Genomic DNA, 26,475 nt, shown 5'->3' with positions numbered 1-26,475 from the left:
GGATCAGAAGCTGAGGTTGAGGCCGATGCCGACGCCGGCGGTCCACGCTTCGAAGTCGTTGATGCCGAGCGGGCTGTTGGAGTCGTTGGTGCTGTAGAAAACCTGAGTGTAGGCGGTGGCGTAGGGGCACAGGCGCCAGGCGAGCTCGAGGCCGGCGGTGTGGTTCCAGTCTTCCCGGCCGCCGTTGTCGAAGTCCCAGTAGGCGGCACGCCACGAGGCGGTCGCACTGAGGTCGCTGAGGATCCAGTAGGTGTAGCTCAGGTCGGCGGCGTACTCGATGCGCTCGAGTCGTTCCGGATTGGCATCGATGTCGTAGGCGATGCTGATTCCGCCGGCGAACTGCTGGCGGGCGCGGGTGAAGAGCGCCTTCTGGAGGCCGGTCCGGATCCTCTGGGCCGAGTAGTCGGTTTCCGAAATGCTGCCCGAGGTGAGCCGCTGGTACTCGTAGCGGGCGTAGAACACGGTGTCGTCCAGGTCGACCAGGGTCTTCACCACGCCGGCGTGGGTCTGGAAATTCTCGAAATCAAGGGCGTCACCCTGCTCGAAGCGGTAGATTTCCTGATACAGCCCGACGTCGGCAAACCAGCCTCCGGCGAGGCGCGGCCGCCAGTCCGCCCCCAGCAGGGCCGAAAAGTAGTAGGAGCCGTCTTCCAGGGCCCGGGTTGGTGCCGGTGCGTTGTCGGTGTAGTTGAAGTCGAGAAAGCCGAAGACGTTGACCGGAGGCGGGCCGTCGTAGGTGCCGAGGATCTGCTGCACGCCGAAATCGGAGTCGGCCGGGGAAAGGGGGGCCAGCACGGGCTCGTCGCCTGCTTGCGTGGGAACGAACTCCCCGGCATCGTAGTCCGGCGCGGGGGATCCGATGAAGGGAGCGGAGTCGGAGAGGATGTCGGCTCTCGCGGCCAGAGGCGCGAGCAGAAGGAAGAGGCTCAAGGCTTTCATCGTTGGTGGGGTGTGTTAGACCTTGGCCAGCGTAAGAAATGCGGAATGGGATGACAAGCCGGTCCTTTCGGAATCGTCGGCGGGCGTTTTGGCTCGGTGCGGCGGGTGCGGTGAGCGTGTGGCTGCTGCTCTGGGTGCTGCCCGGAGGCGGCGGAATCGCCGGGCGGATCGACCGCATGGTCTTCGACGAGTTGATCTGGTGGAGCGGGGGACCGGCGGAGCGGGAGGATCTGGTGCTGCTGGGGATCGACGAGGGGTCGATGACGACCGCCGAGGCGGGGCAGTCCGACCTGAATGCCAGTGAGGCGCTGTGGTTGATGGATGGCCGGTGGCCGTGGGATCGCCGGGTGTGGGCGGCCGTGGTGGACCGTCTGGCGGACGCCGGGGCGCGGCTGATCGTGATCGACCTGGTCTTCGTCGGTCCGAGCGATCCGGAGGCCGATCAGGCGTTCATCGATGCCGTGGCGCGGCACGCCGACAAGGTGGTGCTGACTTCGACCTTCGCGCCGGCCGGGACGACCGAAGGGGAGCGGGAGATGTTCATGCTGAGCGAACCCATGGCGGCGTTGCGCGAGACCGGTGCCCGGGTGGGGTTTGCAAATTTTCCGATCGACCCGCTCGACGGGGTCCGCCGCGAGGCGCGCTTCCGCTCGACCGTGGGACTCGAGAATGGCGAGCCGCTCGAGGGGGAGCCGGTGGAATTCTCGCTCGCCGCCCGCATTGTCGAGGAGCTGGGCGGCGAGGTCCCGTGGGGTGATCACGAGCTTCGCTGGGCATCGAGGGCCGAGACCGGAGGCACCGCCATCTATGAACCGAAAAGCCTGCACGGGATCTTCGTCGATCGCCTCTGGCAGTCGAACCACCGCGAGGGCCGGGCCTTCGAGGGAAAGGTCGTCATGATCGGGCCGACTGCTCCGCGCCTGGGAGACATCCATCCGACACCGGTCGGGCCGCTCACCGGGCCGCAGCTGCACCTGCAGGCCGCGGCCTGTGCCCTGGCCAATGCCTTTCTAACGCCGGTGGGTTGGGGCGGCTGGCTGGCGCTGGGTTCGGGGCTTTTGTCGGCGTGGTTGGCGGCCCGGATCCGCCAGCCGCTGTGGGCCGTGCTGTGGCTGCTTGGACTGGTGCTGGCGCTGACGGGGGTGGTCGTCGGTGGCCTTCTTTGGGCCTCGCTCCTGATTCCCGGCACCACCGCGGTGCTGGCGGTGGCCGCCGCGTGGCTGGGTGCCCAGAGCTACCGGCTGGTGGTCGAGCGGCTCGAGCGGCTCCGCCTGCGCAACGAGTTCCGACGGTTTGTTTCGCGGGACGTGGCGGACCGGCTGGCGGGGGATCCCGCCGAATGGGCGAGGCTTTCCCAGGGCACGCGACGGCGTGTCGTGGTCCTGTTCTCCGATGTCCGCGGCTTCACCTCGCGCTCCGAACGCGAGGGGGCGGAGGCGGTGGTCGCCCAGCTCAACGAGTATCTCACCGCCATGGTGGCGGTGGTTTTCCGCCACGGCGGGACGCTCGACAAGTTCATCGGCGATGCGGTGATGGCGCATTGGGGCGCGTTGGGAGATGGGAATGAGGAGGACCACGCCAGGGCCGCGCTGGCGACGGCGCGCGGGATGCTCGAAGAGCTTGAGCGGCTGAACCGGAACTGGCGGGAGGAGGGACGCGAGCCCTTGAGGATCGGCATCGGACTCCATCTCGGGGAAGTGATCGCCGGCGAGCTGGGTTCCGCCCAACGGATCGAATTCGGAGTGATCGGGGACGCGGTGAACCTGGCTTCGAGGATCGAGGGCCTGACCAAGGTCTTCGGCGCGGACCTGATCTACTCGGCCAGCGTGCGGGAAGCGGCTGGCGACGAGTCGGGACGGCCTCTCGGGCCGGTCCGGGTCAAGGGCCGCACCGGTGCGGTGGAACTTTTCGCCGAAGGCGATCCGGGGGTGATCGAGGCCGCCGCCGCGAAGGTGCCGCGGGACCAAAGCGGCGTCGCGGTCATCGAGTCGAAGTGACCGCTCAGGGTGACCACATCGCCCACGGGCATTCGCACCACAGAAGGCCGGCCCACGCGATCTTGCAGAGGATGTGCAGGGTCTGGTCGGTGCGGAACGAAGTCCAGCCCTCGCACTTCGCGAAGTCGATGAACCAGTGCAGGACGAATTCGATGAAGCCGAGCACCACCGAACCGGTGATCAGCCAGACCGCTCCGGCGTGGATCATCGAGTGGGCGCCAAGCGCGTGGATCCAGAGACCTTTCGGCGTGCCCTCGTCGCCGAAGAAGGACTTCAGCTGGGCGTGACGGTTCTTCGCGCTGGAAAGGAAATCGCCCTGCAGGGCGAAGTCGGCGATGGCGTGGCCGATCAGCAGGGCGAAGAGCACGACGGCGGCTCCAGCCAGGTTGGTCGGGGGCTCGAGGGCGGCGAGCAGGGAGGGCATCGGCTCAGGACCAGAAACTTTGGAATGCGGCTTCCGCCTCGCGGGTGGCGAGCTTCTCGTTCATGCGGCGCAGCCGCTTGCTCATCTCCGAAAGCAGGCCGGCCATCAGGCGCGCTGCAGCGGCCGGATAGCCCTTCGCAAACTCCTCGAGATCGGCGCGGTTGGCTTTCCATACCTGACTGAACTCCTTGGCCGTGACCGATGCGGAAGCGGCGGCCGGATCGAAGAGATTCACCTCGCCGAGGGTCTCACCGGCGCCGACCCGGGCGACGAAGGTGCGCTTGTCCTTGGTGTCGGTGTGGACGTGAAGCAGCCCGGAAATGACGAAGTAGAGGGAGTCCTGCTCACCTCCCTCGCGGATGAGGAGCTGATCGGGATGCACCGGGAGAAACTCGCCGTAGTCCCCGAGCAACCGGCGGTCTTCTTCGTCGAGATCGGCCATGATGCCGGTGGCGGGGATTTCCGGACGGTCGAATGAACTGCTCATGACCCGCAAAGTCTGGCGACCGGCGGGGAAGTGCCAAGTGAGAAGTTCCAAGTTCCAAACTCCGAGCTCCGGGGGGCGGATCGGAAGATGATCCGTCATTTGGATTGATTCTCCGGCGTCGGATGCGGAGTTTGTTGGAGTGTTCGCCGCTGGGTTCCGGGATCTGGTCAAACCGCACTGGGTGCGGATCGTCGAGGAGTTGAAGCTTTCCGGAGGCCTGCCGGTGCCCGAATTGCAGCGCCGGCTCGGTGGCAGCTACATGGGGATCAAGGACCAGTGCGAGGCGCTGACCAAGCGCGGCTACCTGGAAACCTGGCGGGTGCCGCGGCAAAAGATCGGGCGTCCGCAGATCATGTACCGGCTCACCGAAAAAGCCGATCCGCTCTTCCCCGGGGCCGGCGCGCTCTCACTGGAGTTGCTCGATGCGGCCAGGCAGCTTTTCGGCGACACCGCGCCGGAGCGGATGCTGCTGCATCATTTCCAACAGCTCCGGGAGACCTGGCGGCCGCGGCTCGCCAAGGCGAAGTCGCTGGTCGAGAAGGCCACGCTGCTTTCGGCCCTGCGCGAGAAGGAGGGGTGTTTCGGGCGCTGCAAGTACGACCCGCAGCAGGGTTTCCGGATCGAGGAGTACCACCATCCCCTGCAGGAGGTTTTCGAAATCTATCCGAACGCGATTCAGTTCGAACTGCGGGTGATGGAGGAGCTTCTCGGCTCGAAGGTCGTGCGGCGCGAAGTGCCCGGCGGTCGCGGCGGCCCGGCGCGCGTCGACTACGAGGTCGCGACCCTCGGCCTCAAGGAAGAGTGAGGGCGGGAGACGCGAGGCGCGTCACCCGGGGTACGAGAAACGTCGTAGAATGTCCCGCCGGAGCTTGCGCGAGCGGGTCATCATCGGATGCAGGGGGCAGGGGATCTCGATGTTCTCGGCCCGGTCCCAGAGGGAGCTCTCGCAGGGAACGATGACCGCGTCGAAAGGCGTGCGGTAGGAAATGATGGGCATCTCGCCGAGGATCGTCTCACCGAGCCTCAGCTCGTGGAGAAAGACGCTGTTCGGACGCATCTCGGCGGCTCCCTGACCGTAGTGGAACTTCGCCATCTCGGTACCGTGGTGGGGCGTCGAGATGGTGATCAAGGTGTCGCAGCGTGCGGCACCGCCGAGATCCTGGAGGTAGAGGCGGCTGACGAGTCCGCCCATGCTGAACGCGATCAGCACGAAGTGCTGGTCGGGGCCGAAGGTGTCGTCGATCTCCTTGCGCAGCTGGAAGGCCAGAGTGGCGATTCCTTCGCGCCCGTCGGCGGGCTTCAGGCTGGGGACGAGGCAGGTCACGCCGCGCTTTTCGAGATCCTTGCGCAGCAGTCCGAAGCACCGGCCTTCGTTCTGCCAGATGCCATGCACCAGAACCGCGTGGGTCATGGGCTTCACCGCCTCGCCGCCCTGAAGGGGAGCGGCAAGGCACAATAGCGAAAGAATGCGGCGGAACATGGAAACTCTAAACTCTAAACTCTGAACTTCCCTACCCCGGCGGCCACTCGAGCCGGCGGCCAGCGAGCAGGTGGAGGTGAAGGTGGGGGACCTCCTCGCCGCCGTCGGGTCCGTTGTTGATGACCACCCGGTAGCCGGATTCGGCGAAGCCCTGTTCGCGGGCGACGGTGGCGGATGCCAGCATCAGGTGACCGAGGAGTTCGCCGTCCGCCTGGCCTGCCGCGGTGAGTCTGGCCACGCGGCGCTTCGGCACCAGTAGCAGATGGGTGGGGGCCTGCGGTGAAATGTCGCGGAAGCAGAGGCAGTGCTCGTCCTCGTGAACGATCTCCGCCGGGATCTCCCCGTCGCGGATTTTCTCGAAGATGGTTTTGTCATCAGCCATGGCGCACCGGGAAGCTGGCACGGGGATCCCGCGGCGGCAAGGCGCGCTATTCCGGCAGCCACGAGTCGATTTCGATCTCGCTCAGGCCGAAGCGGAACTCGCGGTGCTGGCGCATCAGGAAGGCGCGGATTTCCTCGAGCGACTGCTGGCAGGCATCGTTCCAGCCGCCGTCACAGCGGCGGAGCACGCGCACCGCCTCGCGCAGGCCGTCGAAGTACAGCTGCTCGACGCCCTGCTGCCGGAGATCGGAGATCTCGGTCCGCAGCTGCTCGTAGAAGGCGAGTTCGAAGCCGTCGCCGATCTCGCGGGCGATCTGGTCGAGCGAGAGGGTGACCGGTGGAGCGACGGGCTCGAGGTTCTCGGCGATGAGGCCGCAGCCGACCTTCCGCAGCATGCGCCGGACGCGGTCGAAGAGGGTGGGCAGGGGGATGACCTGCAGCTTGCAGCGGGTTTCCAGATACTCCTCGATGCCGAGGCGGATCTCGTCGAGGAAGGGGAAATTCTCGCTTTCGGCCGCGGTGGCTGCGCGCCGGAGGGCGTCGCCGAGCCAGCGGGTGTCGTATTGATGGACCTGGTGCCTGCCAACCTGGATGGCGGGGCGGTTTCCGATGAGGGCAATCACGAAGGGGGTTGAGAAGGCATGGGGATGGGCCGGGGGAGATGGCGGGTTATTCCTTGAAAAGTCGTCGCTGCATCGGATCGCGGGCCGCGCGGGTTTCGAGCGCCTGGATCTCGCGGATGAATTCGCCGACGTCCTCGAACTGCCGGTAGACCGACACGTAGCGGACGTAGGCGACCGGATCGATCTGGTGAAGCTTGTCCATGACCTTGGCACCGATGCCGGAGGAGGGGACTTCGGAAAGGTGGTCGCGGTGCAGCTCGGTAAGGATTTCGTCGACGGCGCGATCGATCCGGTCCATCGACACCGGGCGCTTTTCGCAGGCCTTGATCAGTCCGTTGCGCAGCTTCTCGCGGTTGATCGCCTCGCGGGTGCCGTCGCGCTTGACCACCCGCAGCTCGGTCCGCTCGATCTGCTCGTAGGTCGTGTAGCGGTAGCCGCAGGCCACGCACTCGCGGCGGCGACGAATGGTCGTGCCGTCCTTCGACATCCGGGAGTCGAGGACCTTGTCTTTGAAGGAGGCACATTGGACGCAACGCATCGTATCGAATGAGAAGCAGCTACCCCAAGATCCGGTGGTGTTGAAAGCAAAAACCCACCTGATTTAGTGGTCCTTTGCGAGTATTGCGACTCCCTGAAAGAGTCTTTTTGGAAATGCGGGGAGGCGGTGCCGGGAAGGATCCGATCCGTTTCAAAGTTGGGGGTTGCCGGGGCCGGAGTGGTCATGGTGCGCGCCGGAATTCGCTGGAACGGGGGACCCCGGTGGTGATTGTCTCATGAATCATGAGACCCGTCCTTGTCCTCGCCTGCTCGTTGGTTTTCCCGCACGCCGCCCTCCACTCCGGCGAAGAGCCGCCCTACGACATGGAGGCGCGGCGGCAGTCGGTCGTGAACCTCGAGCGGCACATCGGACAGCGGGAAGCCCGCCTCGCCGACCTGCGTGAGGACACCAAGAGGCTCGATGCCCGTGTCGAGAAGCGGGCCGAGGAATTGGTGACGATGCTGACCGAGATTCGCGATTCGCAGGAGTCGAAGACGCGGGTCGCGCAGATGAAGATGCGGGCGATCACGGGACTGAGGAACTGGATCGAGCACTACCAGCGCCGTCGGTCGCGCATCCTTGAAACGCTGCGCCAGGGGAAAGGGCACCTCCCGACCGAGGACCTTGAACGATCGATCGAGGCATTCGACAAGCGCATCGACAAGCGGGTCTCGCAGATCATGGAGCTGACCGCTTCGATGGGAGATCGCCAGGAAGTGGAAAAGTACGAGAGCGATGGCGGCCACTACTGGGACGGCTACTACTATGAATCGAGCCGGATCAGCGAGAACCTCGAAGCCCGCAAGGCGTGGCTCAAGGAGCACGACCAGTGATGGATCGGGCGGAGCGGCAATCTGCTTGCCAGTCCGCCATCCGAACTGCTAGCCCCCTTGGTCATGCACCGTTCTCTGCTCCTTCCGCTCGTTGCCCTGGCGCTTTCCGCATGCTCGGGAAAAATCGACATGCCGAGGGGCACGGGTGAGGGATACTCGTCCGCCCGGTTGATTCAGCGGAGTCCGAACTCGACCATTTCCGATGCGACCGAGCGCAAGGTCCACGGGATGATCCAGAACTCGCTGAAGAAGCAGTTCACGGCGAACGGCAAGAGCTGGGGCTCGGGCAGTGCGGACCTGATCGTGGCCTACATGGTGATCTATCAGGAGCCGGCGATGACCGCGAGCTACGACGACTACTTCGGCTACGGACGGGACGGCACGCAGATCTCCGAGCGGGCGCACGACGTGGGCGTGCTTGAGAGCAAGCGCCCCGACTATTTCCGGAGCGCCGCCATTGTGGTCGATGTGATCGACGCGAGGACCAACGAGTTGATCTATCGAAACTACGCGCAGGGCGACGTCGTGAGCGGCGTGTCGGACGGGGCGCGGGCCGGCCGGATCGATGCGGCGGTCGCCCAGGCACTGGGCGAGTTCTTCAAAGGTTGAGCGGCAGGCGGGAGCCGCGGCTCAGAAATCGGCTTCGAGGCCGATCGAGACGTAGTTTGATCCGCCCTGGATGTCCTGCCCGGTATTGTCGGTGCCGTAGGTGCCCCAGGCACCGGAGCGGTGCGGCACGCCGATGGTGAGCCAGAGGTTGTCGATGCCGGAGGCGCTGTTGCCCGGGAAAAGGCGCTCGATCCGGGTCAGGCGGCTGATGTCGGCGCAGTTGAAGGCCAGGGAAACGTCGAGGAAATGGAGCAGGTGCGAGCTGGATGGCGTGCCGCGGTTCACTTGTTCGGTGATGGGGATCTGGTTGGCGTAGGAGATCCCGGAGGTGATCCCGAAGCGGGTGCGGAGGTGGTCGCTCCAGGGAAACTCGTCCCACTCGAACTTCAGGCCGAGGTTGTACTGGAAGGTGTTGCTCTGCTTGCCCTTCTCGTCGTGGTACATGATGCCGCCGTGGAGAAGGACATCGATCGGGGTCGACCAGAGGTCGCGGGTGAGGACCCGGGCGGCGGTGAAGCGGATGCCGTTCTGGGCGAGGGTGGAGACGTCTCCCGAAATGACTTCGAAGAGTTCATTCGAGGTGCCCTGGAAGTAATGGACACCAAAGCGCCAGTTCGGATCCGCCTGCTGCTCCTCGACAATCGGGGCGACCTCGACGCCCTTGGCCGACTGGGTCGCGATCCTCACCCGTTCGGCCTCCCACGAGGCGGCGTCAAGCGAGGGGAGGGGGGTGGCCGCTCCCGCCGGAAGCCCGGACACGAACGCGAGGACGAGGATTTTCGTTCGGACCCGTTTCATACGACTGCGCTTGAGCTAATCGGGGCGGGGGATATGGGCAACCCAAAACGGATTCCGGGGGGCGGGAATTGTGGCAAGCGGTGCGGATTGCCCTCAGCGGCGGCACTTGGCCAGCAACGAGTCGAGGAAGCGGACGATCTGGTGGAGGGCTTGGGTCGACTCGTTGTCGGGCAGTCCGGAAAGGTCGTCCCGGCACTGGTTGAGCATGCCGGAGGCGGTGTCCACGGCCGACTCGATCGCGCCCTCGTACTCGGCGATGCCGACGAGCACCGAGAGATCGAGCGGCTCCTGTTCGATGATCCGCTTGTTGAGCTTGGTCCGCTGGCTTTCCGAGGCGGATTCCAGCAGGTTGAGGATGGGCAGGGTGAGTTTGCCCTTCTCGAGGTCGGTCCGCAGCGTCTTGCCGACATGGTCCTCGCTGCCGACGATGTCGAGGCAGTCGTCGTAGATCTGGTAAACGGTGCCCAACCGCATGCCGAAATCGTAGAGCTGGCGTTCGGTTTCCTCGTCGGTCTCCGAGAGTGCTGCCGAAATCCCGGTGGCGGCGGCGAAGAGCGCCCCGGTCTTCATTTCGATGATGCGGAAGTAGTCGGCCTTGGTCAGGCCGAGGTCGAAACGTCGCTGGGTCTGGACGATTTCCCCCTCGCAGACCTCGCGGGAGGCGCGGCCGACTTTGCGGCAGATGGAGATGTCGTCGAACTCGGTGGCGAGGGCCAGGGCGTGGGAAAAAAGCGCGTCGCCGAGGAGGACCGACAGGCCGTTGCCCCACTTGGCGTTGGCGGTGGGGACCATTCGGCGGGTCACCGCACCATCGATGATGTCGTCGTGGACCAGCGTCGCCATGTGGATGAGCTCGAGGACGACGCCGATCTTGCGGTGGTCGTCACCGACTTCGCCGAGCGCGCCGCCGACCAGGACGGCGAGGGCCGGGCGGATCCGCTTGCCCGAGGTGTTGCAGACATAGCTGACGTACGGCTCCACCGCCGGGTCGAAGGCGCGCACCTGTTCCCGGATCGAGGTTTCCACCAGCTCGAGATGGGGTCGAACGAGGTCGAAGGGAAAGCGGTCGCTGGTGGTCAGGAAGGAAGTCGTCTTTGCCATGATCGCGGGGCGCTGGACCGTGTCACAGCCCCGGGCTTCCCGCAACTCCCGACTGGTCCTCCTCCCGACTGGTCCTCCCGGCCGGTTCGGGCCATCGGGCGTGCAGCCGGACAGGAGGCCCGAAGCCACGGCAGGCGCCGCCAACATCATGTCGCGGAAAGATTCGAGCCTCGGGCGTTCCTCATTTCCCACAGAATTGGAATTGCCCGCTTGGGGAGAGGATTCGTAGGGTCGATCCAGTTATGAAGAAGCCCCGCTTTCCCGCCGCCCTGCTCGTCGCTCCCCTGTTCTTTCTGGCGTCGTGCGACGACAAGACCCCGCCGGCTGAATCCGGAGCGGGCGGCGAGGCACCTGCAACGGTCGATCCGGCCACCGGAGATCCGGCTCCCCCGGTGGAAACCGGCCTCTCCGCCGGGGAACGGGCGGAAATGCTCGGGTTCGCCGGACACCTGTCGGCGGACGCCGATTTGTTCATGGCGATCTACGACGGGACGGGAATGGTGAAGAGCCTCGCCGACCTCGACGCCTGGGACTTCATCCGCAAGGTGGTCGAGCAGGAGGAGGGGATCGATCCCCAGGAGCAGATCGAAGGGGGCGCGGCGCAGGTCGAGGCCTTCCTCGGCACGGAGTTCTTCCTCGCGCTCGGTGATGGCTCCGCCGAGCAGTTCGAGTCGTTCAACACGATGAGCTCGCGGATGAGCTACTACCAGTTCCGGATGATGTCGGCGGCCTTCGCCCGCGCGGCGGCTTCCGGAGACCTTGAGGAGGGAATGCAGGCGATGGACGACGAGGCGTGGCTGATGGACATGGCGCGGGACATCGGTGACTACATGCCCCTGATCGAGTCGGTCGCCGTGCCGCCGGTGCTGGCGGGGCTGCGGATCACCGACGAGGAGCAGATGAAGGTGGCGGAGCAGCAGATCCGCGACTTCCTCGGCATGGCCTCCGAGGGATCGGAGCCGGTGGAGTTTGAGAAGGGACCGGCGACCTTCAGCGGGAATCTCTACAAGGGGGAGATGCTGGCCCAGGGAATGGAGGGGGAGCGCGATGAGATGGACCAGGTGCTGGGCGAGGAGAACGCCGACAAGTTGTTGGCCGCGCTCCGCGAAAAGCAGCTTCTCGCCTGCGTCGGCCGGCTGGATGACTACCTGCTGGTGTATTTCGGCGGATCCTCGGACGCCTGTCCGATCGCCGATGACTTGAGCGGATCACTGGCGGGCGACGCTGGAATCGGCTTCATCGACGGCTTCAAGGACACGCCCGTCCATGGCTTCGTCCATGGGTCCGGGAGCTTGATGGAGAGCGCGGTGAGTTCCGGCCTCAAGCAGATCGCCGAGGGATGCCGCGACGGAATCCAGGGCGTCGAAGGATTCGGCGACACCCGCGAGCTGGTGGCGCTGCTCAACATGGTGGGCGAGCGCGAGCAGGCGCTGCTCGATTTTTATGAAGCGGAACCGGTCGGGGCGGTGATCAGCATCGATCAGGGCGCGCGCTTCGATCTCTTCGGCGGAGGGCGGAGCGGTGCCACCGACTTCGAGAGCCCGCACCAGCTCGAGTCGCTCGGTGATGCCGAGGACGTGCTGCTTTTCGCCAACTGGGCGAACAACCCGGCCTACGAGAAGCGGGCCGGTGAACTCGTCGAGCTGCTGGTGGAGATCGTCTATGCCACGGCGGGGCATCTTTCCGCGCTCGAGGTGGAGAGCGATGACCTCGCGCAGATTCGTGGCGGCTATCAGATGTTCGACAGCATGTTCCGCGAGGACCTGCTCAAGCTGTGGAAGGGCCTCGGAGCGATGGAAGCGGGGCTCGGCAGCGAGGGCGCGTTCCTGGTGGATCTCACGGCGGAGTTTCCTCCGATCCCGGGGGTCCCGGCCGGCATCGTCGAGGAGGGTCGCTTCCCCCGGATGTCCTTCGTCGCTCCGGTCGAGGAGCGGGAGAGCCTCCAGGTCTCCTGGAAGCAGATCGAGGAAGCAGTCGCGGCGATGCTCGCGACCGCCAACGAAATGGGGGACCTCGACCTTCACATGCTCAAGCCGACGAATTCGCAGAAGGATGACATCGTCACCTGGTACTTCGATGCGCTGGCCTTCTCGGACGATGTGAAGCCATCGGTGACCGTGAGCGACGACTGGTTCGTGGCCTCGACCTCGAAGAACCAGGCGCTGGATCTGGTCGAGCGCGCCGGCAGCGGCGAGGCCGGGCGGACCGGCCTCTGGGCGAAGCTGGACCTGGAGGTGCTGCGCAAATACCTCGAGGAGTCGCTGAAGGTGGTCGAGAAGAACGGCGGAGACGTCATGGGCGAAGGGGAGCTTGAGCAGTTCCGCGAGATGCTGCCGGTGGCGCTCGAGGGTCTGGCCTCGCTGGAGCAGGTCAAGGCGGTGACCGTGCACGAACGGGTGGAGGACGGCGTCCGCCGGGCCACGCTGCATTTCCACGTGGAGTGAGGGCCGAGCGGTTTCGCTCGCCGGATTGCCGCCGGGTGTGTTGGAATAAGTCGACAGCCGAATGAGCGAATCGGAACCTCCCACCCTTTACACCACCGAGCCACCTCCGGACTCGGTGGTGCATCAGCTTGACGGCTTTCTCGCACGCCAGAAGCGCAACGACACGATCCAGTCGCTGGTGGTGGCGGTGATCGTGATGCTGCTGCTGGCGGCCTTGCTGTGGCTCATCGCCATCCTGCCCGAGTTTCAGAAGGCGGAGACCATCGTGTCCTACGCGCCGCCGAAACCGCCCGAGGAGAATCCGGTCGACCGGCCCGACATGGCGGTGGGCATGAAGCCGAAGCCGGCGAGTTCAAGTTCCTCGATGGCGAAGGTGATCGCGGCATCGGTCGAGGCCCCGGTCGCGGTGCCGATGCCCGAGTTTTCGGATCCGGTGCTGCCCTTCGGGATCGATGACGACTTTGCCGCCGGATTCGGAGCCGGCGACGGGGATGGCGACGGGGGCGGTGGATCGTCCTTTTTCGGGACCCCGAGGAAGGGCCGCCGGGTGGCCTACGTGGTCGACTACTCGGAGTCCATGAAGTCGGACACTGAAGCCGGGGGGACCCGTCTCGATGCCCTGAAGAAGGAACTCACGCGCTCGATCAATTCGCTGCGGGACGGGATGAGCTTCAACGTGATCTTTTTCTCCCAGTCGGCATGGACGATCGCCACCGAGGGGCCGAACGAAGCGGACAAGGGCTGGAATGGTCTGGGCGAACCGCCGCCGGTGCCGTGGCACATGGCGAGCCAGCGCACCAAGAGCGTGTTCGCCGAGCGCATCGAGAACATGGGCTGTGGCATCGGCACGGTCTGGTCGTCGCCGCTCAAGCTGGCGTTCTCGATGCGGCCGCCGCCCGACATCGTGTATCTGCTTTCCGACGGTGAGCCGTCGGACTTGGACTACGCCCTCAACCGGGTCGACGAGATGAATCCGACCGGGGTTCCGATCGATACTTTTGCGATGGAGGCACCGGGGACGCCCGCCCAGGCGATGCAGGAGATGGCCCGGGAAACGGGCGGAAACTTCACCATGATCTACAAGGGCCGTGCCTACAGCGGCCTGAGTGCCCAGAAATACACCGACGAGACCGAGTTCGACTGATCCGCCGTCATCCCTTGCCCGGGACCGGCCCGATCGTCCCGCCCTCGACGAAGGTGGTTTCTACCTTGGTCCGCCGTCGGTCCTCCCTGCCGCGGCTCACATTGTCCACCCATCTCGTCATCCGGCGGACGAGCGCATCGATGTCCCAGCGGACATGGGCGAGCGGGCGATCCCACAGCTCGAAGCTGGGGTGGAAGTCGAGGCAGACCAGCGAGATCCGCTCGGGGGCGATGAAACCGCGCCGTGCGAGGTGGTCATGCGCGGCGTGGAAGGTGTGCAGCTCGTCGATGAGCAGGGCGGTTGGCGGAGTGACCGCCAGCAGCGAGTCGAGGCAGCGGCGGAACTCCTCCGGACCCGGACCGCAGTCGGGGATGTTGTAGGGGCCGGTGGAGATGCCGTGGGCCTTCAGCTCATCGAGGAAGTAGGCCGGCTTGGCACCCGCCCGGGTCAGCAACACGATACGGCGGTGGCCGAGTTCGACCAGCCGCCGTGTCGCTGCGGTGATCGCTTGCTCGAAGTCCGGCGCCACGCTGGCGATCGGCATCTCCAGGGTCAGTTGACCGGCATAGGCGAGGATGGGGGTGTTCCGCCCGATGAACCATTCCAGCACCTCCCGGCTTGCGGTCCACAACACCCAGGCATCGGCCTTCGCCTGGCCTACCACGCGTGAGATCCGCTTCACGTCCATGCCCAGGCGGGTCAGCGACCGGTTGGGAATGGTCACCGAATGCCCCGCATCCATGAGCCGGTGCTGGACCTCCACCATCTCATAGGACGACCGGTCGGCCGCCTCGTAGGGGAACAAGCCCACCGTCGATCCGGGCGCGTCGGCGTTCCTTGGAATGGCAATCCGCCGTCCGCGGCGGTGCCCCTGGTTGACGAGGATGCCGTCTTCCTCCAGCAGGCGCAGCGCGTCCCGGATCAGTCGCTGCGACACATCCAGGTCCCGGGCGAACTGCCTCGCCCCGGGCAGCCTGCCCGTCCAGCCACCGCGCAGGATCTCCTCGCGCAGATGCGCGGCAAGCTGCCGGGCGGGGCTCAGGACTCGGAAGGCGGACATGCAAGGCATGTTTAGGTTCGGATCGTGCCCGGGAGCGGGAAAGGGGAGGATCAACAGGGTGAAAAAAGCCCCAGTGCGCATGTCCATTGTTGGCATGCAACGGACCGGAAGGCTTCCTTGACACCCTTCAAAAGTGACACTATTTTCGTGCTTCATGAAAAACGTGACAATCACCCTGGATGAGGACGTGGTTCGCTGGGCCAAGGTCTGGGCGGCCAGTCACGACACCAGCGTGTCGCGGATGCTGGGCGAGGAATTGCGCAAAAAGATGCTGGCAGAGCAGCACTACGAGCGGGCCAGGAAGCGATTTTTGAGCAAGGGGCCCACGCCTCTCAAGGCCGCCAGCATCCCCTATCCCACCCGGGACAGCCTGTATGACCGATAGCGTTTTCGTGGACACCAACATCCTGCTCTATGCGCGGGATGCCTCCGAACCGGAAAAGCAGGCGATTGCCGCCGCCAGGCTCGCCGAGCTGTGGGAAACGCGCTGCGGCCGACTCTCGGTGCAGGTGCTCAACGAGTTCTTCGTGAATGCCACCCGCAAGCTGGATCCCGGTCTTTCCCCCGAGGAGGCGTGGGATGATGTCGAGGCGCTTTTTGCATGGAACCCGCTACCCATCGACATGCCCGTTCTCAACAGGACTTACGCGGTTCAGCGCCGCTACGAACTCTCCTGGTGGGACTCGATGATCGTTGCCGCGGCGGAAGCCGCCGGCTGCAGCCGCATCCTCAGCGAAGACCTGTCGCCGGAAACCAGCTACTTCGGCGTCGCCGTGGAGAATCCGTTCGTGGTTCCCGCCGAATAGGGCGCTCATCCTCACTGCAACTGCGGATTCCCGCCTTCAATGACATGCCGCGAAGAAGTCGATTCGGGGCATTAGCAGCATCGGTTCCCGGAGGTCGCGATCCCGGCCCGGCACGGGTCGTCCTTGACCCACTGGGGAAGAACCACCCTGCCTACTCCTGCCGGCGTGAGGAATGGAGCCTTGCATGCAACTGCTCCAGGGCGGCGACCCACTCCGGAAATTCGTCGGCGAGGTTTCTTGTTTCATTCCAGACTGTTCGCCCGACTCAATGTGGCGGTGGCGCCGTGATCTTGCGGCGCATGCGATGCGGGACCGGTGGGCGCTTGACGATGATCTACGAGAGCCTCGCCAACCGCGGGATGGCGGCAGGGAAGTTCACCGATGCGGACGAAGTCGACTGACCCCGGTCAGGCGGGGTGGATCTCGGCCAGCGCTTCGCGGCTTTCGACCAAGAACTCGGCTGCGACCTCGCGCAGTTCGCCCGCTTGAACGGCTTCGATCTCGGTCAGCACTTCGGCCGGTTCGCGGATTTCGTCGTGATGCAGGAGGGACTCGCCGGCCCACGAGGCGTGGGCGGCGGTGGTCTCGAGGGCGGCCTTCATCTGGGACGCATGGAGGCGTTTCGCGCGGCGCAGTTCTTCTTCGGAGGGACCGGTGTCGGAGAGCTGGCGGAGTTCCCTGCGGATGCTCTCCAGTGCCTCGTCACGCGAACCCGGATCGAGTCCGGCATGGATTTCGAGCGCCCCGGTATCGTCCAGCAGCACGACATCCGAAGCGATGTGGTAGCAAAGGCCGCGCTCCTCGCGCAGCGACTGGAACAGCCGCGAGCTGGCACCTTCGCCGAGGATGGTCGAGAGCAGTCGCAGCGCATGGCGGCGGGGATCCCGCCGGCCGAAGCAGCGGAACCCGAGGGCGAGCTGGACCTGGGCGGTCTCGCGCGGTTCCCGCCGTTGACGCGGACCGTCGAGTGGGTCGCTGTAAGGATGGCCGGAAACGGAATTCCCGGAGCCCGGTAGGAGGGGTTCGAGAACGGCGATCACCTCGTCGGCCCGGTGAGGACCGGCCACGGCAATCACCAGGCCGGGGTCGCGGTGATGGGCCTGGGAAAATCCGACGAGGTCGTCGCGCCGGATGCGGTCGATGCTTTCAAGGGTGCCCGAGATCGGATCGCCGAGCGGGTGGGGGGACCACAGGGACGCCGACATGAGGTCGCCGATGTGGTCCGAGGGATTCTCGTGATACATCACGATTTCCTCGGCGATCACGCCGTGCTCGAGTCGGACCTCGTCCTCGGGAAAGGTCGAATGCCAGACGATGTCGGCAAGGATGTCCGCAATGGGGACGAGCGAGGCGGCGTCGCCGCGCGCCTCGTAGACGGTCTGGTCCTCGGAGGTGAAGGCATTGAGGGAAGCGCCAAGGTCCTCGGTCTCGAAGCTGATCCTCCGGGCGTCCCGCTTCCCGGTGCCCTTGAAGATCATGTGTTCGACGAAGTGGGCCAGCCCCGCCTTGCCGGGCGGATCGTCGCGCCCCCCGGCGGGGATGTGGATGGAGAGCGCGAGGCACTCGCTCTCCGGCAGGGTGGCGGTGGCGATCCGGAAGCCCTGCGAGCTACGGTGAACGTGGTAGCTGGCGAGCATCAGCGGAGCAGGGCGGTGGCCAGGTCGAGGTCGGCCGGAACGGTGATCTTGGGATTGGGGCGGCTCGACGGCACGATCCGGACCGGGAGCCCGATCGATTCGGCCGCCGAGACCTCGTCGGTGACGTGGAGCCCGCCCTTTTCCACCGCCTCGTAGGCCTCGCGCAGGAGCGAGGCCCGGAAGACCTGCGGGGTTTCGGTGAACCAGAGCCCCTGGCGGTCGACGCTTTCCACGACGATGCCCGAGGCGTCGGCCCGCTTGAGCGTTTCGGTCGCGGGCCGGGCCAGGGTGGCGGCACCATGGGCGGAGGCAGCCGCGATGGCGGACGAGATGTCGGACGGCTCGACCAGCGGGCGCGCGCCATCGTGGACCGCGACCAGCTCGTCGTCGCCTTGCAGGGCTTCGAGGCCGGCGAGGACCGAGTCCTGTCGCTCGGCTCCTCCGTCGACCCGACTCAGTTCCTTGGCGAATGCTCCGCCGAGGAGTTCCCGGAAGCGGTCCTCGGCGCAAACGACGATCACGCGGGTGATCTCCGGCACGGCCATCAGGCGTTCGACGCTGCGGCGCAGCACCGGCACCCCGTCGAGGGAAGCGGCCAGCTTGTCGAAGCCCATCCGCCGGGAACTTCCGGCGGCGACGATGACGCCCGCGCAGCCCATCAGGACAGCCGTTTGGCGACCTCCTGGGAGAGGGTCCGGCCGTCGGCGCGGCCGGCCGCGCGCTCCTGGACCAGTTTCATCACCTTGCCCATGTCGGCCTTGGTCGAGGCCCCGCTCTCGACGATGGCGGACTCGACCAACCCGGTGATCTCGTCCCCGCTCAGCGGGGAGGGCAGGTAGGTTTCGAGGATGGCGATTTCCACGTCCTCCTTGTCGGCGAGTTCGGTGCGACCGGCGTCGCGGAACTGGCTGGCGGAATCCTGCCGCTGCTTGACCTGCTTGCGGACGATGGCCATCGCGGTGGCGTCGTCGATCTCGGCCTGCGGGCCGCCCTTTTCGATGGCGGCGTTGGTCATGGCGGTCTTGAGCGCCCGGATCACGGCGAGGCGTTCGCTGTCCCTGGCCTTCATGGCCGCCTTGAGATCATCCTGGATGCGGTTGGTGAGCGAACTCATGTCGGTTTCCTAGCCGCGGCCCGGCATCGGGGAAAGGGGGAAATCCCCGCGCGCTTCTTGCTTGGCGAAGGGCGCTTGCCGGTTCAAGGGGTGGCATGCCTTCGAGGACCACGGGTGCGCGCGTCTATCTCAGCCTGATCGGGCTGCTGCTGGCCCTGGCGGGCGGCGTCTTCAGCTGGTTGATGTGGCGGAGTTTCGATCGCGCCCGGGAAATCGACCATTGGCCGGTCGTTCCCTGCGCGATCCTTGAGTCGAGGGTCGAGGACCGTCGCGAGAATCCGGACTGGCCGGAGTCGATGCCGCAGGAGTTCCGGTTCAGCGTGCTCTATCAGTACGACTGGAACGACGAAACCCACGAGTCGCGGCGCTACCGGCTTCGCGGCGCCTCGTGGAAGTCGAAGCCGGACCGGGCCGCGGCGCTGGTCGAGCGCTACCCGCGGGGGTCGGTGGCCGAGTGCCGGGTGAACCCGGAGGTGCCCTCCGAGGCGGTGCTGGAGGGCGAGTCGCGGGGTCCCGGCTACTCGCTGTGGTTTCCGCTGCTCTTCCTCGTCGGCGGCCTCGGCATCATGGTCGGGGCGTGGCGGCGGGAGTAGCCCTCAGTCGCGACGGGTCAACTCGACGAAAACGTCCTCGAGCGAGGCGGTGTGGCGGTGAAGATCCCGCAGCGGCCACTTCTTGCGCACGACCAGTTCGTGGATCCGCTCGCGGGCGTCGGTGCCGGAATCGACGAGCACCTCGAAACTCGTCCAGCGGTCGTCGCCGTCGGCGGCGTCCCCCGCCGTGACGCGCTTCACGTGGTCGAGGCGGGTCATTTCTTCGATGACGACATCCGCCTCGGCCTGCAACTCCACCATCACCCTGCCGGCCGCGCGCATGTTGTCGACCAGTGCCCGCGGCGTGTCCTCGGCGCGGATCTTGCCGCCGTCGATGATGATCACCCGCCCGCAGGTCATCTCGACCTCGCTGAGGATGTGGGTGGAAAGGAGGATCGTGTGTCTTTCCCCGAGTCGACGGATCAGTTCGCGGATCTGGCGAATCTGGTTGGGGTCGAGGCCGTTGGTCGGTTCGTCGAGGATCAGCAGGTCGGGCGAGTGGATCAGCGCGTCGGCGAGGCCGACCCGCTGGCGGAATCCCTTCGACAGCACCTTGATCATCTTGCGCCGCACCGAATCGAGGCCGCAGGTATCGACCACGTCGTTGACCCGGGCGCGGGCATCCCGGTTGGAAAGCCCCTTGAGCCGGGCCCGGTATTTGAGATACTCGCGGACCCGCATGTCGTCGTAGAGCGGGACGTTTTCCGGCATGTAGCCGATCCGGCGCCGAGCCTCGACCGACTGGCGCAGGACGTCGAAGCCGGCGATGGACACGCTGCCCGAGCTCGGCGGCAGGTATCCGGTGAGCATCCGCATGGTGGTGGTCTTTCCGGCTCCGTTCGGCCCGAGGAAGCCGACGATTTCACCCTGGCCGACGTTGAAGGACACGTCGCTCACGACGGTTTGGCGCGAGAATCGTTTGGTGAGGTCGTGGACTTCGATCATGCAGGCGGAAAATCGTGGGATTCCGGGGGTTTTCGGCCCCTGTGCTGTTGACGTCGTCGGGGACGCCCCTTACCTAAGCGCTGCGCCGCCCGGGCCAAGTCGGAAATTTTCGATCAGGAGCACCCATCACTGCAAACGCTGAGTCAATGAAATCGTCGGTCTCCGCCCGCTTGAATGCGGAAATTCTCGAGGAGAAGTATGCGCTCTGGAGCGAGGATCCCCAGTCCGTGGAGCCGACTTGGGCGGCATTTTTCGAGGGTTTCGAACTCGGCACAACCCAGCCCCGGCCCAAGGGCGGAGTGCAGGCGGCCGTCACGCCGGTTTCCGGTGGCGTCAGCGATGACATCGCCTTCTACGGCAAGGTCGTCAGCCTCGTTTACAATTACCGGACGCTCGGGCACACCCAGGCCGACATCAATCCGATCGGAGACCCCGAGCTGAACCCGCGCCTGGATCTGAGCCAGTTCGGCTTCACCGAGGCGGATCTCGACCGCGAGGCCTCCAACCCGTTTTTCCGGGACGGCGAGAAGATGAAGCTCCGCGAGATGATCGCCGAGCTGGAGAAGACCTACTCGGGGGCGATCGGCTTCGAGTTCATGCACATCCACAACACGACCGTCCGCCACTGGGTGCGCGAGCGGATCGAGGGCCGGGTGCGTCGCGAGGCCGACACCCGGGAGCGCAAGAAGGAGGCGCTGCGGTGGCTCCTGGAATCGGAAGCATTTGAAAGTTTCCTCGGGCGCAAGTTCCTCGGGGAAAAACGCTTTTCGCTGGAGGGCGGCGAGGGCGCGATGGTGGTTCTGAATGCCATCCTGCGGGCATGCCCGGCCGCCGAGGTGCTCGAGATCGAGATGGGCATGGCCCACCGCGGGCGCCTCAACGTGCTGGCAAACTTCGTGCGGAAGTCGCTGCACACGATCCTCTACGAATTCACGCCCAACTACGTGCCCGACCTGGTCGCGGGTGACGGCGACGTGAAGTACCACCTCGGCTACGAGAAGGTCCACACCTTGCCCGATGGCGAGGTGCGGGTCAGCCTTGCGGCCAACCCGAGCCACCTCGAGGCGGTGAATCCGGTCGTCGAGGGCAAGGCCCGCGCCCGCCAGCGCCTGATCGGCGACGACGGGGTGAAGACCGATCGCAAGCGGGTGCTGCCCATCCTCATCCACGGCGACGCCGCCTTTGCCGGCCAGGGTTCGGTCGCCGAGGTGCTCAATCTCTCCCAACTTCCCGGGTACCGCACCGGCGGCACGATCCACCTCATCATCAACAACCAGATCGGCTTCACCACGATGCCGGCCGACGCCCGCTCGTCGTCCTACGCGACCGATGTCGCCAAGATGATCGAGGCGCCGATCCTGCACGTGAACGGCGAGGAGCCGATGGAGCTCTTCTGGGCGGCGCTCTTCGCGCTGGAGTTCCGCCAGCACTTCGGCCGGGACGTCGTGATCGACATGTACTGCTACCGCCGGCAGGGCCACAACGAGACCGACCAGGCCGCCTTCACCCAGCCGCACATCTACCGGCAGATCCAGTCCCGCGACAACGTCGGTGAGCTCTACAAGCGACGGCTGATCGAGGAGGGATCCATTTCCGAAGAGGAGGCGAAACAGCTGGAGGGTGAGATCCAGGCGCGCCTCGAGGAGGGCCACAGCAAGATGAAGGAACTCGAGGAGGCGGGCGATCGCACCGTCTTTTCCGGATCCACGGCGGTGGCGCAGGAGCGCTACACCCATGCGCCGGTTCCGACCGGGGTGCCACAGTCGGTCATCGAGCATGTCGGCCGGGTGCTGACCACGGTGCCCGATGGGTTCAATCTGCATCCGACGCTGGCCAAGCGTTTCGTCCCCCGGCGCCTGGAAGCCCTCGAGAACGGAAGTCCCATCGACTGGGCCTTCGCGGAGTCCCTGGCGTGGGGATCCTTGCTGATGGAGGGCTATCCGGTCCGCCTCTCCGGCCAGGATTGCCGGCGCGGCACCTTCTCCCAGCGGCACGCCGTCTTCTACGACTCGGAGTCGCGCGAGCGCTACATCCCGCTCCAGAACCTCAGCGACGACCAGGCGAAGTTCTGCGTCTACAACTCGCTGCTCTCGGAGTTTGCGGTGCTCGGCTTCGACTACGGCTACTCGCTCGGCGCGCCCAACATGCTCAACATGTGGGAAGCCCAGTTCGGCGATTTCTCCAACGGCGCGCAGGTCATCATCGATCAGTTCATCTGCTCGGCGGAGTCGAAGTGGCAGACCCCCTCGGACATCGTCCTGCTCCTCCCGCACGGCTACGAGGGCATGGGTCCCGAGCATTCGAGCGCCCGGTTGGAACGCTTTCTGCAACTCTGCGCAGAGAAGAACATGGTCATCGGCAACTTCACCACGCCCGCGCAGTACTTTCACGCGCTGCGGCGGCAGAAAAAGCGGCCCTTCCGCAAGCCGATGATCCTCATGACCCCGAAGAGCCTGCTGACCCGGGCCGAGGCGGTTTCGAGGATCGACGACCTGCTGGAGGGTTCCTGTTTCCAGGAGGTCCTCCCGGATCCGAAGAACTTCGATGATCCGTCGGTCGTCAACCGGATCGTTTTCTGCAGCGGCAAGGTCTTCTACGACCTCATGGCCTACCGCGACGAGAACGAGATTCACAACACGGCGATCCTCCGGATGGAGCAGCTCTATCCCTTCCACGATGAAATGGTGGGAGCACTCGTCGCCCAGTTCCCGAACGCCTCGAAGTTCGTCTGGTGCCAGGAGGAGCCGCTCAACATGGGGGCGTGGTCCTACATCTTCCCCCGGCTCGAGAAGGTGGTCGACCGCAGGGTCCGCTACGCCGGCAGGGGACGCGCCTCCAGCACCGCCGCCGGTTCGAAGGCGATGCACCACCGCGAACAGAAGTCCCTCATCGAGCAGGCCTTCTCGGTCTGATCCAGTTTTCCCATTTCCATGGCTACCGAAGTCAAAGTTCCCGCCGCCGGTGAGTCGATCACCAGCGCCAATGTCGCGACCTGGCACAAGAAGGATGGCGAGAGCGTCGCCAAGGGCGACGTGCTCGTGACCCTCGAAACCGACAAGGTCTCCAACGAACTCGCCGCGGATGTCGCCGGCGTGCTCAAGATCATGGTCGAGGAAGGTGAGGAGGTCGCCATCGGCACCGTGATCGCCGAGATCGACGAGAGTGCCGCCGGCAGTGCCGAGCCCGAGCCCGGCCCGGAACCACAAACCGAGAGCGCCTCAGAGCCCGCAATCGAGGAGCAGGCACCCGCCGAATCCGCGCCGGCCCCGGCCACCGGGGAGGGTAAGACCATCGATGTCAAGGTGCCCGCCGCCGGCGAGTCGATCACCACCGCCAACGTCGCCGCCTGGCGCAGGAAGGATGGCGACTCGGTCTCGAAGGGCGAGGCGTTGGTGACGCTGGAGACCGACAAGGTTTCGACCGAACTCGAGGCCGAGGAATCCGGTCGCCTGGAGATCGTGGTTCCGGAAGGGGAAGAGGTCTCCATCGGCACCGTGATTGCCCGGATCACGGTCGGGGCGGGGAGTTCGAAACCCGCGCCGGAGAGCGCTCCCGCGGTGCCTGCAAAGGAATCTTCGAAGCAGGCAGCCCCGGCCACGCCGGAGAAAGAGAAGGCACCGGCCCCCAAGCCGGAGTCCGCAGCCGCCGAGGCGAAGCCGGACTTCAAGATCGTCGATGCGCCGGCGGAGCGGCCCGACACGACGCCGGTCGCGGAGGGTCGGGTGACCCGCCGCAAGATGAGCATGCTGCGGCGGAAGATCGCGACCCACCTGGTCAATGCCCAGCAAACCGCGGCCATCCTCACGACTTTCAACGAAGCGGACATGTCGTCCGTGATGAAGCTGCGGAAGTCGGTCCAGGAGGACTTCATCGCCAAGCACGGAGTGAAGCTCGGCTTCATGTCCTTCTTCGTGAAGGCCGTGGTCCAGGCACTCAAGGACGTGCCCCAGGTCAACGGCATGATCGACGGCAACGAGATCATCGAAAACCACTTTTACGACGTCGGCGTGGCGATCGGCACCGAGAAGGGCCTCGTCGTGCCGGTGCTCCGCGATTGCGACCAGAAGAGCTTCGCCGAGATCGAGCAGGACATCATCGACTACGCGGGCAAGGCCCGTGACGGGAAGATCCAGCTCGAGGATCTCCAGGGCGGTGTGTTCACCATCTCGAATGGCGGCACCTACGGTTCTCTCCTGAGCACGCCCATCCTGAATCCTCCGCAGTCCGGCATCCTCGGGATGCATACCATCCAGCAGCGCCCGGTCGCGGTGGATGGCAAGGTCGAGATCCGGCCGATGATGTATCTCGCGCTGAGCTACGACCACCGGTTGGTGGACGGCAAGGAGGCGGTCACTTTCCTGATCCGCATCAAGGACTGCATCGAAAATCCGACGCGCTTGATGCTCGAGATGTGAGGAGTGGCGCTCTCCTGAGCGCCATGCCGGGGCGTGGCGACGTCCACGTCGCGGATGGCGGGCGGCCTTGAGTGTTTCGTTCCATCTTGAAGATTGGCGTCCGCCGGATCCATGTCGGCTAGGAAGCCGACCTGCCCCGCCATGGCCCGCGGAGCGAGCCACTCCGCCGAGAGTCCGACGCGTCTGATGCTCGAGATGTGAGCTTGGAGGCGGTCCGCCCCGGGCCCGCGAGCTTAAGAGCACTTCGTTCCGGGGTGGGGCCGTCCGGCCTCCGGACGACTACCAAGGCAGGTGCCGCCGCGGAACGAAGAGCAGCGTGGTCAGCAAGACACCGAGCGTCCAGAACACCGGACCGCTGGGGAAAAAGTAGGGGTAGACGCCGATCGAAACCCCGACGACGGCGGCGAACCACTCCTGCTTCAACTTGGCGTAGCCCAAGGCGATCATCGAAACCCCGCCGAAGATCACCCACCCGATGACCGTGGCCGTGGCGGGAAATACAAGAGCGGAAGAGGCGAGAGTCATGTCGGGAGGATCGCATCGATTTACTTGTTTAGCGAGATTGAAAATCTGGTGCTGCGTAGCTTGTCAGGCACTGCGGGAGGTCGCTTTCCCCCAGCCTTGCCGGCCCGTCATCGCCCGGAGGGCGACGTCGGGGAACTTGGAACTTCTCACTTGGAAGCTCGCCGCCCAGCCTCGCGCCATGAGCTGCCGCTTCCGACCGTGCATCGATCTCCACCAAGGAAAAGTGAAGCAGATCGTCGGTGGAACGCTCCGCGACGACGGACCGGGGCCGACCGAGAATTTCGTCTCGGACCGCAGTCCGGGAGACTTCGCGAAGATGTTTCGCGGCGACGATCTGCGTGGTGGTCACGTGATCAAGCTGGGTCCGGGCAACGACGAGGCCGCGCGCCAGGCGCTGGCGGCGTGGCCGGGTGGAATGCAACTCGGTGGCGGCATCGACGCGTCGAATGCATCGGAGTGGCTGGAAGCCGGGGCGTCGCACGTGATCGTGACCTCTTGGCTTTTCGAGGATGGTGTGAGGCTCTCGGAGGATCGCGTCCGTGAACTCGCGGACCGGGTCGGGGCCGGGCGCATCGTGATCGACCTGTCGTGCCGGCGGCACGAGGACGGCTGGGTGGTGGCGACGAACCGCTGGCAGACTCTGACCGATCTGCGGGTGGACGCCGCGACTCTGGATCGGCTCGCTCCCTTCTGCGACGAATTCCTGATCCACGCCGCCGACGTCGAAGGTCTCTGCGGAGGGATCGACACCGGGCTGGTGAGCTTGCTCGGAGAGTGGGCCGGTTGCCCGGTGACCTACGCCGGCGGGGTTGCCTCGATGGAGGATCTGCAGTTGGTCGATTGCCTCGGCAAGGGCCGCGTGGATGTCACCGTCGGTTCGGCCCTCGACATCTTCGGTGGCTCGGCGATCCGATACGCCGATCTGGTGGCGTGGAATGATCGACCTGATTGATGGCAGAATGGATTCCGTTGTTAGGCTAGCGGAACCTGATTCTGCGATCGTCCACAATCACCAAATGTCCACGCAAACTCAGTTCCTCGATCTCACTCAGTGCTTCACCGAGGCGATCGATCACGTGGAAAGCGTCTTGGCGGGTCAGGCGAAGAACGATCACTCCATGGTAGTCGATCGGTGCATAGCGGATGATGTCAGCAGAATCGAGGTCGAGCGTGATCAGATGCCGTTGCTCCCGTAGGCAGATGTTGATGAGGTCATCGTCCGCCCCTCCCTCGATGCCCTCGTCATACACAGGGTGGCAATCGTGACCGCGCTCGAGCAGCAAACTCTTCGCACTCGCGGAGATATTCTCGTCGATCTTGAACTTCACGTCACCACGACCCTCTCCTGGGCAAGCTCCGAGGAGTAGGCGAGCGCCGCATGGATCGCTGCCTTGGACAGTGAAGGATACTCGGCGATGATGGCGTCCGCGGACATGTCGGCCGCCAGGCAATCCAACACAACCGAAACCATGATTCTGGTGCCTCTGAAGCAAGCCTTCCCGTGGCAAATTTTCGGGTCTGCCGTGATATGATCTCTCCAGTTCATGGAAGGATTCTATCCCAGGTGCGCCGCAAGGGCAAC

At 65.3% G+C, this 26,475-nt stretch carries 29 protein-coding genes; 12 read left to right on the top strand and 17 right to left on the bottom strand.

Annotated elements, in window-relative coordinates; translation table 11 throughout:
• Positions 1-3: 3 nt before the first annotated feature.
• Positions 4-930 (bottom strand): hypothetical protein, encoded by a 927-nt coding sequence (locus tag ACG2LG_RS05855; RefSeq protein ID WP_396257180.1) that lies wholly within the window; start codon positions 928-930, stop codon positions 4-6.
• Between the two features lie 59 nt (positions 931-989).
• Here ACG2LG_RS05855 and ACG2LG_RS05850 point away from each other — a divergent pair, with 59 nt between their 5' ends.
• Positions 990-2,936: a CHASE2 domain-containing protein gene (locus ACG2LG_RS05850; RefSeq protein WP_396257178.1), complete on the top strand. Its 1,947-nt coding sequence runs from the start codon at positions 990-992 to the stop codon at positions 2,934-2,936.
• Positions 2,937-2,940: 4 nt separating this feature from the next.
• Here ACG2LG_RS05850 and ACG2LG_RS05845 read toward each other — a convergent pair whose 3' ends face one another.
• Both ACG2LG_RS05845 and ACG2LG_RS05840 read right to left on the bottom strand, forming a co-directional pair.
• On the bottom strand, positions 2,941-3,360 hold the full coding sequence (locus tag ACG2LG_RS05845) for a DUF3307 domain-containing protein (RefSeq protein WP_396257176.1): 420 nt from the start codon (positions 3,358-3,360) through the stop codon (positions 2,941-2,943).
• A gap of 4 nt (positions 3,361-3,364) precedes the next feature.
• Entirely contained in the window at positions 3,365-3,847 is a 483-nt protein-coding gene (locus ACG2LG_RS05840; protein WP_396257174.1) for a Crp/Fnr family transcriptional regulator, read from the bottom strand.
• 139 nt (positions 3,848-3,986) lie between these two features.
• On the opposite strand from ACG2LG_RS05840, the gene ACG2LG_RS05835 reads away from it, so the two are divergent.
• Positions 3,987-4,652 carry a helix-turn-helix transcriptional regulator gene (locus ACG2LG_RS05835; protein WP_396257172.1) on the top strand — a complete coding sequence of 222 codons (666 nt, stop codon included), beginning with the start codon at positions 3,987-3,989 and terminating at the stop codon, positions 4,650-4,652.
• A gap of 21 nt (positions 4,653-4,673) precedes the next feature.
• Here ACG2LG_RS05835 and ACG2LG_RS05830 read toward each other — a convergent pair whose 3' ends face one another.
• Genes ACG2LG_RS05830 through nrdR form a run of 4 tightly spaced genes read right to left on the bottom strand, consistent with a single transcriptional unit; the run spans position 4,674 to position 6,869 of the window.
• Complete coding sequence (locus tag ACG2LG_RS05830; RefSeq protein ID WP_396257170.1) at positions 4,674-5,327, bottom strand: esterase/lipase family protein; 654 nt, start codon at positions 5,325-5,327, stop codon at positions 4,674-4,676.
• A gap of 31 nt (positions 5,328-5,358) precedes the next feature.
• On the bottom strand, positions 5,359-5,709 hold the full coding sequence (locus ACG2LG_RS05825) for a histidine triad nucleotide-binding protein (RefSeq protein ID WP_396257168.1): 351 nt from the start codon (positions 5,707-5,709) through the stop codon (positions 5,359-5,361).
• Positions 5,710-5,755: 46 nt separating this feature from the next.
• Positions 5,756-6,331, bottom strand: coding sequence for a hypothetical protein (locus ACG2LG_RS05820; protein ID WP_396257166.1), 576 nt, complete (start codon positions 6,329-6,331; stop codon positions 5,756-5,758).
• Positions 6,332-6,377: 46 nt separating this feature from the next.
• Positions 6,378-6,869 carry a transcriptional regulator NrdR gene (gene nrdR, locus ACG2LG_RS05815; protein ID WP_396257165.1) on the bottom strand — a complete coding sequence of 164 codons (492 nt, stop codon included), beginning with the start codon at positions 6,867-6,869 and terminating at the stop codon, positions 6,378-6,380.
• A gap of 242 nt (positions 6,870-7,111) precedes the next feature.
• On the opposite strand from nrdR, the gene ACG2LG_RS05810 reads away from it, so the two are divergent.
• Together ACG2LG_RS05810 and ACG2LG_RS05805 are read left to right on the top strand one after the other, a co-directional pair.
• Entirely contained in the window at positions 7,112-7,702 is a 591-nt protein-coding gene (locus ACG2LG_RS05810; protein WP_396257163.1) for a hypothetical protein, read from the top strand.
• Positions 7,703-7,765: 63 nt separating this feature from the next.
• Complete coding sequence (locus ACG2LG_RS05805; protein ID WP_396257161.1) at positions 7,766-8,311, top strand: DUF4136 domain-containing protein; 546 nt, start codon at positions 7,766-7,768, stop codon at positions 8,309-8,311.
• A gap of 21 nt (positions 8,312-8,332) precedes the next feature.
• On the opposite strand, the gene ACG2LG_RS05800 is transcribed toward ACG2LG_RS05805, so the two are convergent.
• Both ACG2LG_RS05800 and ACG2LG_RS05795 read right to left on the bottom strand, forming a co-directional pair.
• Positions 8,333-9,109 carry a hypothetical protein gene (locus ACG2LG_RS05800; RefSeq protein ID WP_396257159.1) on the bottom strand — a complete coding sequence of 259 codons (777 nt, stop codon included), beginning with the start codon at positions 9,107-9,109 and terminating at the stop codon, positions 8,333-8,335.
• A 93-nt stretch (positions 9,110-9,202) separates the two neighbouring features.
• Positions 9,203-10,210 carry a polyprenyl synthetase family protein gene (locus ACG2LG_RS05795; protein ID WP_396257158.1) on the bottom strand — a complete coding sequence of 336 codons (1,008 nt, stop codon included), beginning with the start codon at positions 10,208-10,210 and terminating at the stop codon, positions 9,203-9,205.
• Between the two features lie 242 nt (positions 10,211-10,452).
• Between ACG2LG_RS05795 and ACG2LG_RS05790 the strand changes: the two genes are divergently transcribed.
• Positions 10,453-12,654, top strand: a complete 2,202-nt coding sequence (locus tag ACG2LG_RS05790) for a hypothetical protein (protein ID WP_396257156.1) — start codon at positions 10,453-10,455, stop codon at positions 12,652-12,654.
• Positions 12,655-12,715: 61 nt separating this feature from the next.
• Complete coding sequence (locus ACG2LG_RS05785) at positions 12,716-13,798, top strand: hypothetical protein (protein WP_396257154.1); 1,083 nt, start codon at positions 12,716-12,718, stop codon at positions 13,796-13,798.
• Between the two features lie 7 nt (positions 13,799-13,805).
• Here ACG2LG_RS05785 and ACG2LG_RS05780 read toward each other — a convergent pair whose 3' ends face one another.
• Positions 13,806-14,858 carry a substrate-binding domain-containing protein gene (locus ACG2LG_RS05780; protein WP_396257152.1) on the bottom strand — a complete coding sequence of 351 codons (1,053 nt, stop codon included), beginning with the start codon at positions 14,856-14,858 and terminating at the stop codon, positions 13,806-13,808.
• A gap of 154 nt (positions 14,859-15,012) precedes the next feature.
• On the opposite strand from ACG2LG_RS05780, the gene ACG2LG_RS05775 reads away from it, so the two are divergent.
• Both ACG2LG_RS05775 and ACG2LG_RS05770 read left to right on the top strand, forming a co-directional pair.
• The gene (locus ACG2LG_RS05775) at positions 15,013-15,243 is read left to right on the top strand and encodes a DUF6364 family protein (RefSeq protein WP_396257150.1); all 231 of its coding nucleotides are present in this window, start codon (positions 15,013-15,015) and stop codon (positions 15,241-15,243) included.
• Positions 15,233-15,664: a PIN domain-containing protein gene (locus ACG2LG_RS05770; RefSeq protein WP_396257148.1), complete on the top strand. Its 432-nt coding sequence runs from the start codon at positions 15,233-15,235 to the stop codon at positions 15,662-15,664. The genes ACG2LG_RS05775 and ACG2LG_RS05770 overlap by 11 nt, the downstream gene beginning before the upstream one ends.
• A gap of 407 nt (positions 15,665-16,071) precedes the next feature.
• On the opposite strand, the gene ACG2LG_RS05765 is transcribed toward ACG2LG_RS05770, so the two are convergent.
• Genes ACG2LG_RS05765 through ACG2LG_RS05755 form a run of 3 tightly spaced genes read right to left on the bottom strand, consistent with a single transcriptional unit; the run spans position 16,072 to position 18,415 of the window.
• The gene (locus ACG2LG_RS05765) at positions 16,072-17,301 is read right to left on the bottom strand and encodes a M16 family metallopeptidase (RefSeq protein WP_396257146.1); all 1,230 of its coding nucleotides are present in this window, start codon (positions 17,299-17,301) and stop codon (positions 16,072-16,074) included.
• Positions 17,301-17,960, bottom strand: a complete 660-nt coding sequence (gene ispD / locus ACG2LG_RS05760; protein ID WP_396257145.1) for a 2-C-methyl-D-erythritol 4-phosphate cytidylyltransferase — start codon at positions 17,958-17,960, stop codon at positions 17,301-17,303. The genes ACG2LG_RS05765 and ispD overlap by 1 nt, the downstream gene beginning before the upstream one ends.
• Positions 17,960-18,415, bottom strand: coding sequence for a GatB/YqeY domain-containing protein (locus tag ACG2LG_RS05755; protein ID WP_396257143.1), 456 nt, complete (start codon positions 18,413-18,415; stop codon positions 17,960-17,962). The genes ispD and ACG2LG_RS05755 overlap by 1 nt, the downstream gene beginning before the upstream one ends.
• 95 nt (positions 18,416-18,510) lie before the next feature.
• Between ACG2LG_RS05755 and ACG2LG_RS05750 the strand changes: the two genes are divergently transcribed.
• The gene (locus tag ACG2LG_RS05750; RefSeq protein WP_396257142.1) at positions 18,511-19,008 is read left to right on the top strand and encodes a DUF3592 domain-containing protein; all 498 of its coding nucleotides are present in this window, start codon (positions 18,511-18,513) and stop codon (positions 19,006-19,008) included.
• A 3-nt stretch (positions 19,009-19,011) separates the two neighbouring features.
• Here the strand turns inward: ACG2LG_RS05750 and ACG2LG_RS05745 are convergent, their stop codons facing one another.
• Positions 19,012-19,953 (bottom strand): ABC transporter ATP-binding protein, encoded by a 942-nt coding sequence (locus ACG2LG_RS05745; protein WP_396257140.1) that lies wholly within the window; start codon positions 19,951-19,953, stop codon positions 19,012-19,014.
• 146 nt (positions 19,954-20,099) lie between these two features.
• Between ACG2LG_RS05745 and ACG2LG_RS05740 the strand changes: the two genes are divergently transcribed.
• Together ACG2LG_RS05740 and sucB are read left to right on the top strand one after the other, a co-directional pair.
• Positions 20,100-22,865 carry a 2-oxoglutarate dehydrogenase E1 component gene (locus tag ACG2LG_RS05740; protein WP_396257138.1) on the top strand — a complete coding sequence of 922 codons (2,766 nt, stop codon included), beginning with the start codon at positions 20,100-20,102 and terminating at the stop codon, positions 22,863-22,865.
• Positions 22,866-22,883: 18 nt separating this feature from the next.
• Positions 22,884-24,368, top strand: coding sequence for a dihydrolipoyllysine-residue succinyltransferase (gene sucB / locus ACG2LG_RS05735; protein WP_396257136.1), 1,485 nt, complete (start codon positions 22,884-22,886; stop codon positions 24,366-24,368).
• A gap of 279 nt (positions 24,369-24,647) precedes the next feature.
• Here the strand turns inward: sucB and ACG2LG_RS05730 are convergent, their stop codons facing one another.
• The gene (locus tag ACG2LG_RS05730) at positions 24,648-24,893 is read right to left on the bottom strand and encodes a hypothetical protein (RefSeq protein ID WP_396257135.1); all 246 of its coding nucleotides are present in this window, start codon (positions 24,891-24,893) and stop codon (positions 24,648-24,650) included.
• Positions 24,894-25,071: 178 nt separating this feature from the next.
• Here ACG2LG_RS05730 and hisA point away from each other — a divergent pair, with 178 nt between their 5' ends.
• Positions 25,072-25,845, top strand: coding sequence for a phosphoribosylformimino-5-aminoimidazole carboxamide ribotide isomerase (hisA, locus tag ACG2LG_RS05725; protein ID WP_396257133.1), 774 nt, complete (start codon positions 25,072-25,074; stop codon positions 25,843-25,845).
• A 25-nt stretch (positions 25,846-25,870) separates the two neighbouring features.
• On the opposite strand, the gene ACG2LG_RS05720 is transcribed toward hisA, so the two are convergent.
• The gene (locus ACG2LG_RS05720) at positions 25,871-26,221 is read right to left on the bottom strand and encodes a DUF5615 family PIN-like protein (RefSeq protein WP_396257131.1); all 351 of its coding nucleotides are present in this window, start codon (positions 26,219-26,221) and stop codon (positions 25,871-25,873) included.
• Positions 26,218-26,439, bottom strand: a complete 222-nt coding sequence (locus ACG2LG_RS05715; RefSeq protein ID WP_396257129.1) for a DUF433 domain-containing protein — start codon at positions 26,437-26,439, stop codon at positions 26,218-26,220. The genes ACG2LG_RS05720 and ACG2LG_RS05715 overlap by 4 nt, the downstream gene beginning before the upstream one ends.
• Between the last annotated feature and the right edge of the window lie 36 nt (positions 26,440-26,475).

Source organism: Haloferula sp. A504, assembly GCF_044385805.1.
In the GTDB taxonomy this organism is placed as follows: domain Bacteria; phylum Verrucomicrobiota; class Verrucomicrobiia; order Verrucomicrobiales; family Akkermansiaceae; genus Haloferula.
The sequence above is the reverse complement of the archived record's forward strand: the minus strand, read 5'-3'. Positions and strand labels throughout refer to the sequence as shown.

Coding starts and splice junctions, on each gene's coding strand:
- ACG2LG_RS05850 (WP_396257178.1), top strand. CDS start 990: ATGACAAGCCGGTCCTTTCGGAATCGTCGGCGGGCGTTTTGGCTCGGT.
- ACG2LG_RS05845 (WP_396257176.1), bottom strand. CDS start 3,360: ATGCCCTCCCTGCTCGCCGCCCTCGAGCCCCCGACCAACCTGGCTGGA.
- ACG2LG_RS05840 (WP_396257174.1), bottom strand. CDS start 3,847: ATGAGCAGTTCATTCGACCGTCCGGAAATCCCCGCCACCGGCATCATG.
- ACG2LG_RS05830 (WP_396257170.1), bottom strand. CDS start 5,327: ATGTTCCGCCGCATTCTTTCGCTATTGTGCCTTGCCGCTCCCCTTCAG.
- ACG2LG_RS05825 (WP_396257168.1), bottom strand. CDS start 5,709: ATGGCTGATGACAAAACCATCTTCGAGAAAATCCGCGACGGGGAGATC.
- nrdR (WP_396257165.1), bottom strand. CDS start 6,869: ATGCGTTGCGTCCAATGTGCCTCCTTCAAAGACAAGGTCCTCGACTCC.
- ACG2LG_RS05810 (WP_396257163.1), top strand. CDS start 7,112: ATGAGACCCGTCCTTGTCCTCGCCTGCTCGTTGGTTTTCCCGCACGCC.
- ACG2LG_RS05805 (WP_396257161.1), top strand. CDS start 7,766: ATGCACCGTTCTCTGCTCCTTCCGCTCGTTGCCCTGGCGCTTTCCGCA.
- ACG2LG_RS05800 (WP_396257159.1), bottom strand. CDS start 9,109: ATGAAACGGGTCCGAACGAAAATCCTCGTCCTCGCGTTCGTGTCCGGG.
- ACG2LG_RS05795 (WP_396257158.1), bottom strand. CDS start 10,210: ATGGCAAAGACGACTTCCTTCCTGACCACCAGCGACCGCTTTCCCTTC.
- ACG2LG_RS05790 (WP_396257156.1), top strand. CDS start 10,453: ATGAAGAAGCCCCGCTTTCCCGCCGCCCTGCTCGTCGCTCCCCTGTTC.
- ACG2LG_RS05785 (WP_396257154.1), top strand. CDS start 12,716: ATGAGCGAATCGGAACCTCCCACCCTTTACACCACCGAGCCACCTCCG.
- ACG2LG_RS05780 (WP_396257152.1), bottom strand. CDS start 14,858: ATGTCCGCCTTCCGAGTCCTGAGCCCCGCCCGGCAGCTTGCCGCGCAT.
- ACG2LG_RS05775 (WP_396257150.1), top strand. CDS start 15,013: ATGAAAAACGTGACAATCACCCTGGATGAGGACGTGGTTCGCTGGGCC.
- ACG2LG_RS05770 (WP_396257148.1), top strand. CDS start 15,233: ATGACCGATAGCGTTTTCGTGGACACCAACATCCTGCTCTATGCGCGG.
- ACG2LG_RS05765 (WP_396257146.1), bottom strand. CDS start 17,301: ATGCTCGCCAGCTACCACGTTCACCGTAGCTCGCAGGGCTTCCGGATC.
- ispD (WP_396257145.1), bottom strand. CDS start 17,960: ATGGGCTGCGCGGGCGTCATCGTCGCCGCCGGAAGTTCCCGGCGGATG.
- ACG2LG_RS05755 (WP_396257143.1), bottom strand. CDS start 18,415: ATGAGTTCGCTCACCAACCGCATCCAGGATGATCTCAAGGCGGCCATG.
- ACG2LG_RS05750 (WP_396257142.1), top strand. CDS start 18,511: ATGCCTTCGAGGACCACGGGTGCGCGCGTCTATCTCAGCCTGATCGGG.
- ACG2LG_RS05745 (WP_396257140.1), bottom strand. CDS start 19,953: ATGATCGAAGTCCACGACCTCACCAAACGATTCTCGCGCCAAACCGTC.
- ACG2LG_RS05740 (WP_396257138.1), top strand. CDS start 20,100: ATGAAATCGTCGGTCTCCGCCCGCTTGAATGCGGAAATTCTCGAGGAG.
- sucB (WP_396257136.1), top strand. CDS start 22,884: ATGGCTACCGAAGTCAAAGTTCCCGCCGCCGGTGAGTCGATCACCAGC.
- ACG2LG_RS05730 (WP_396257135.1), bottom strand. CDS start 24,893: ATGACTCTCGCCTCTTCCGCTCTTGTATTTCCCGCCACGGCCACGGTC.
- hisA (WP_396257133.1), top strand. CDS start 25,072: ATGAGCTGCCGCTTCCGACCGTGCATCGATCTCCACCAAGGAAAAGTG.
- ACG2LG_RS05715 (WP_396257129.1), bottom strand. CDS start 26,439: ATGAACTGGAGAGATCATATCACGGCAGACCCGAAAATTTGCCACGGG.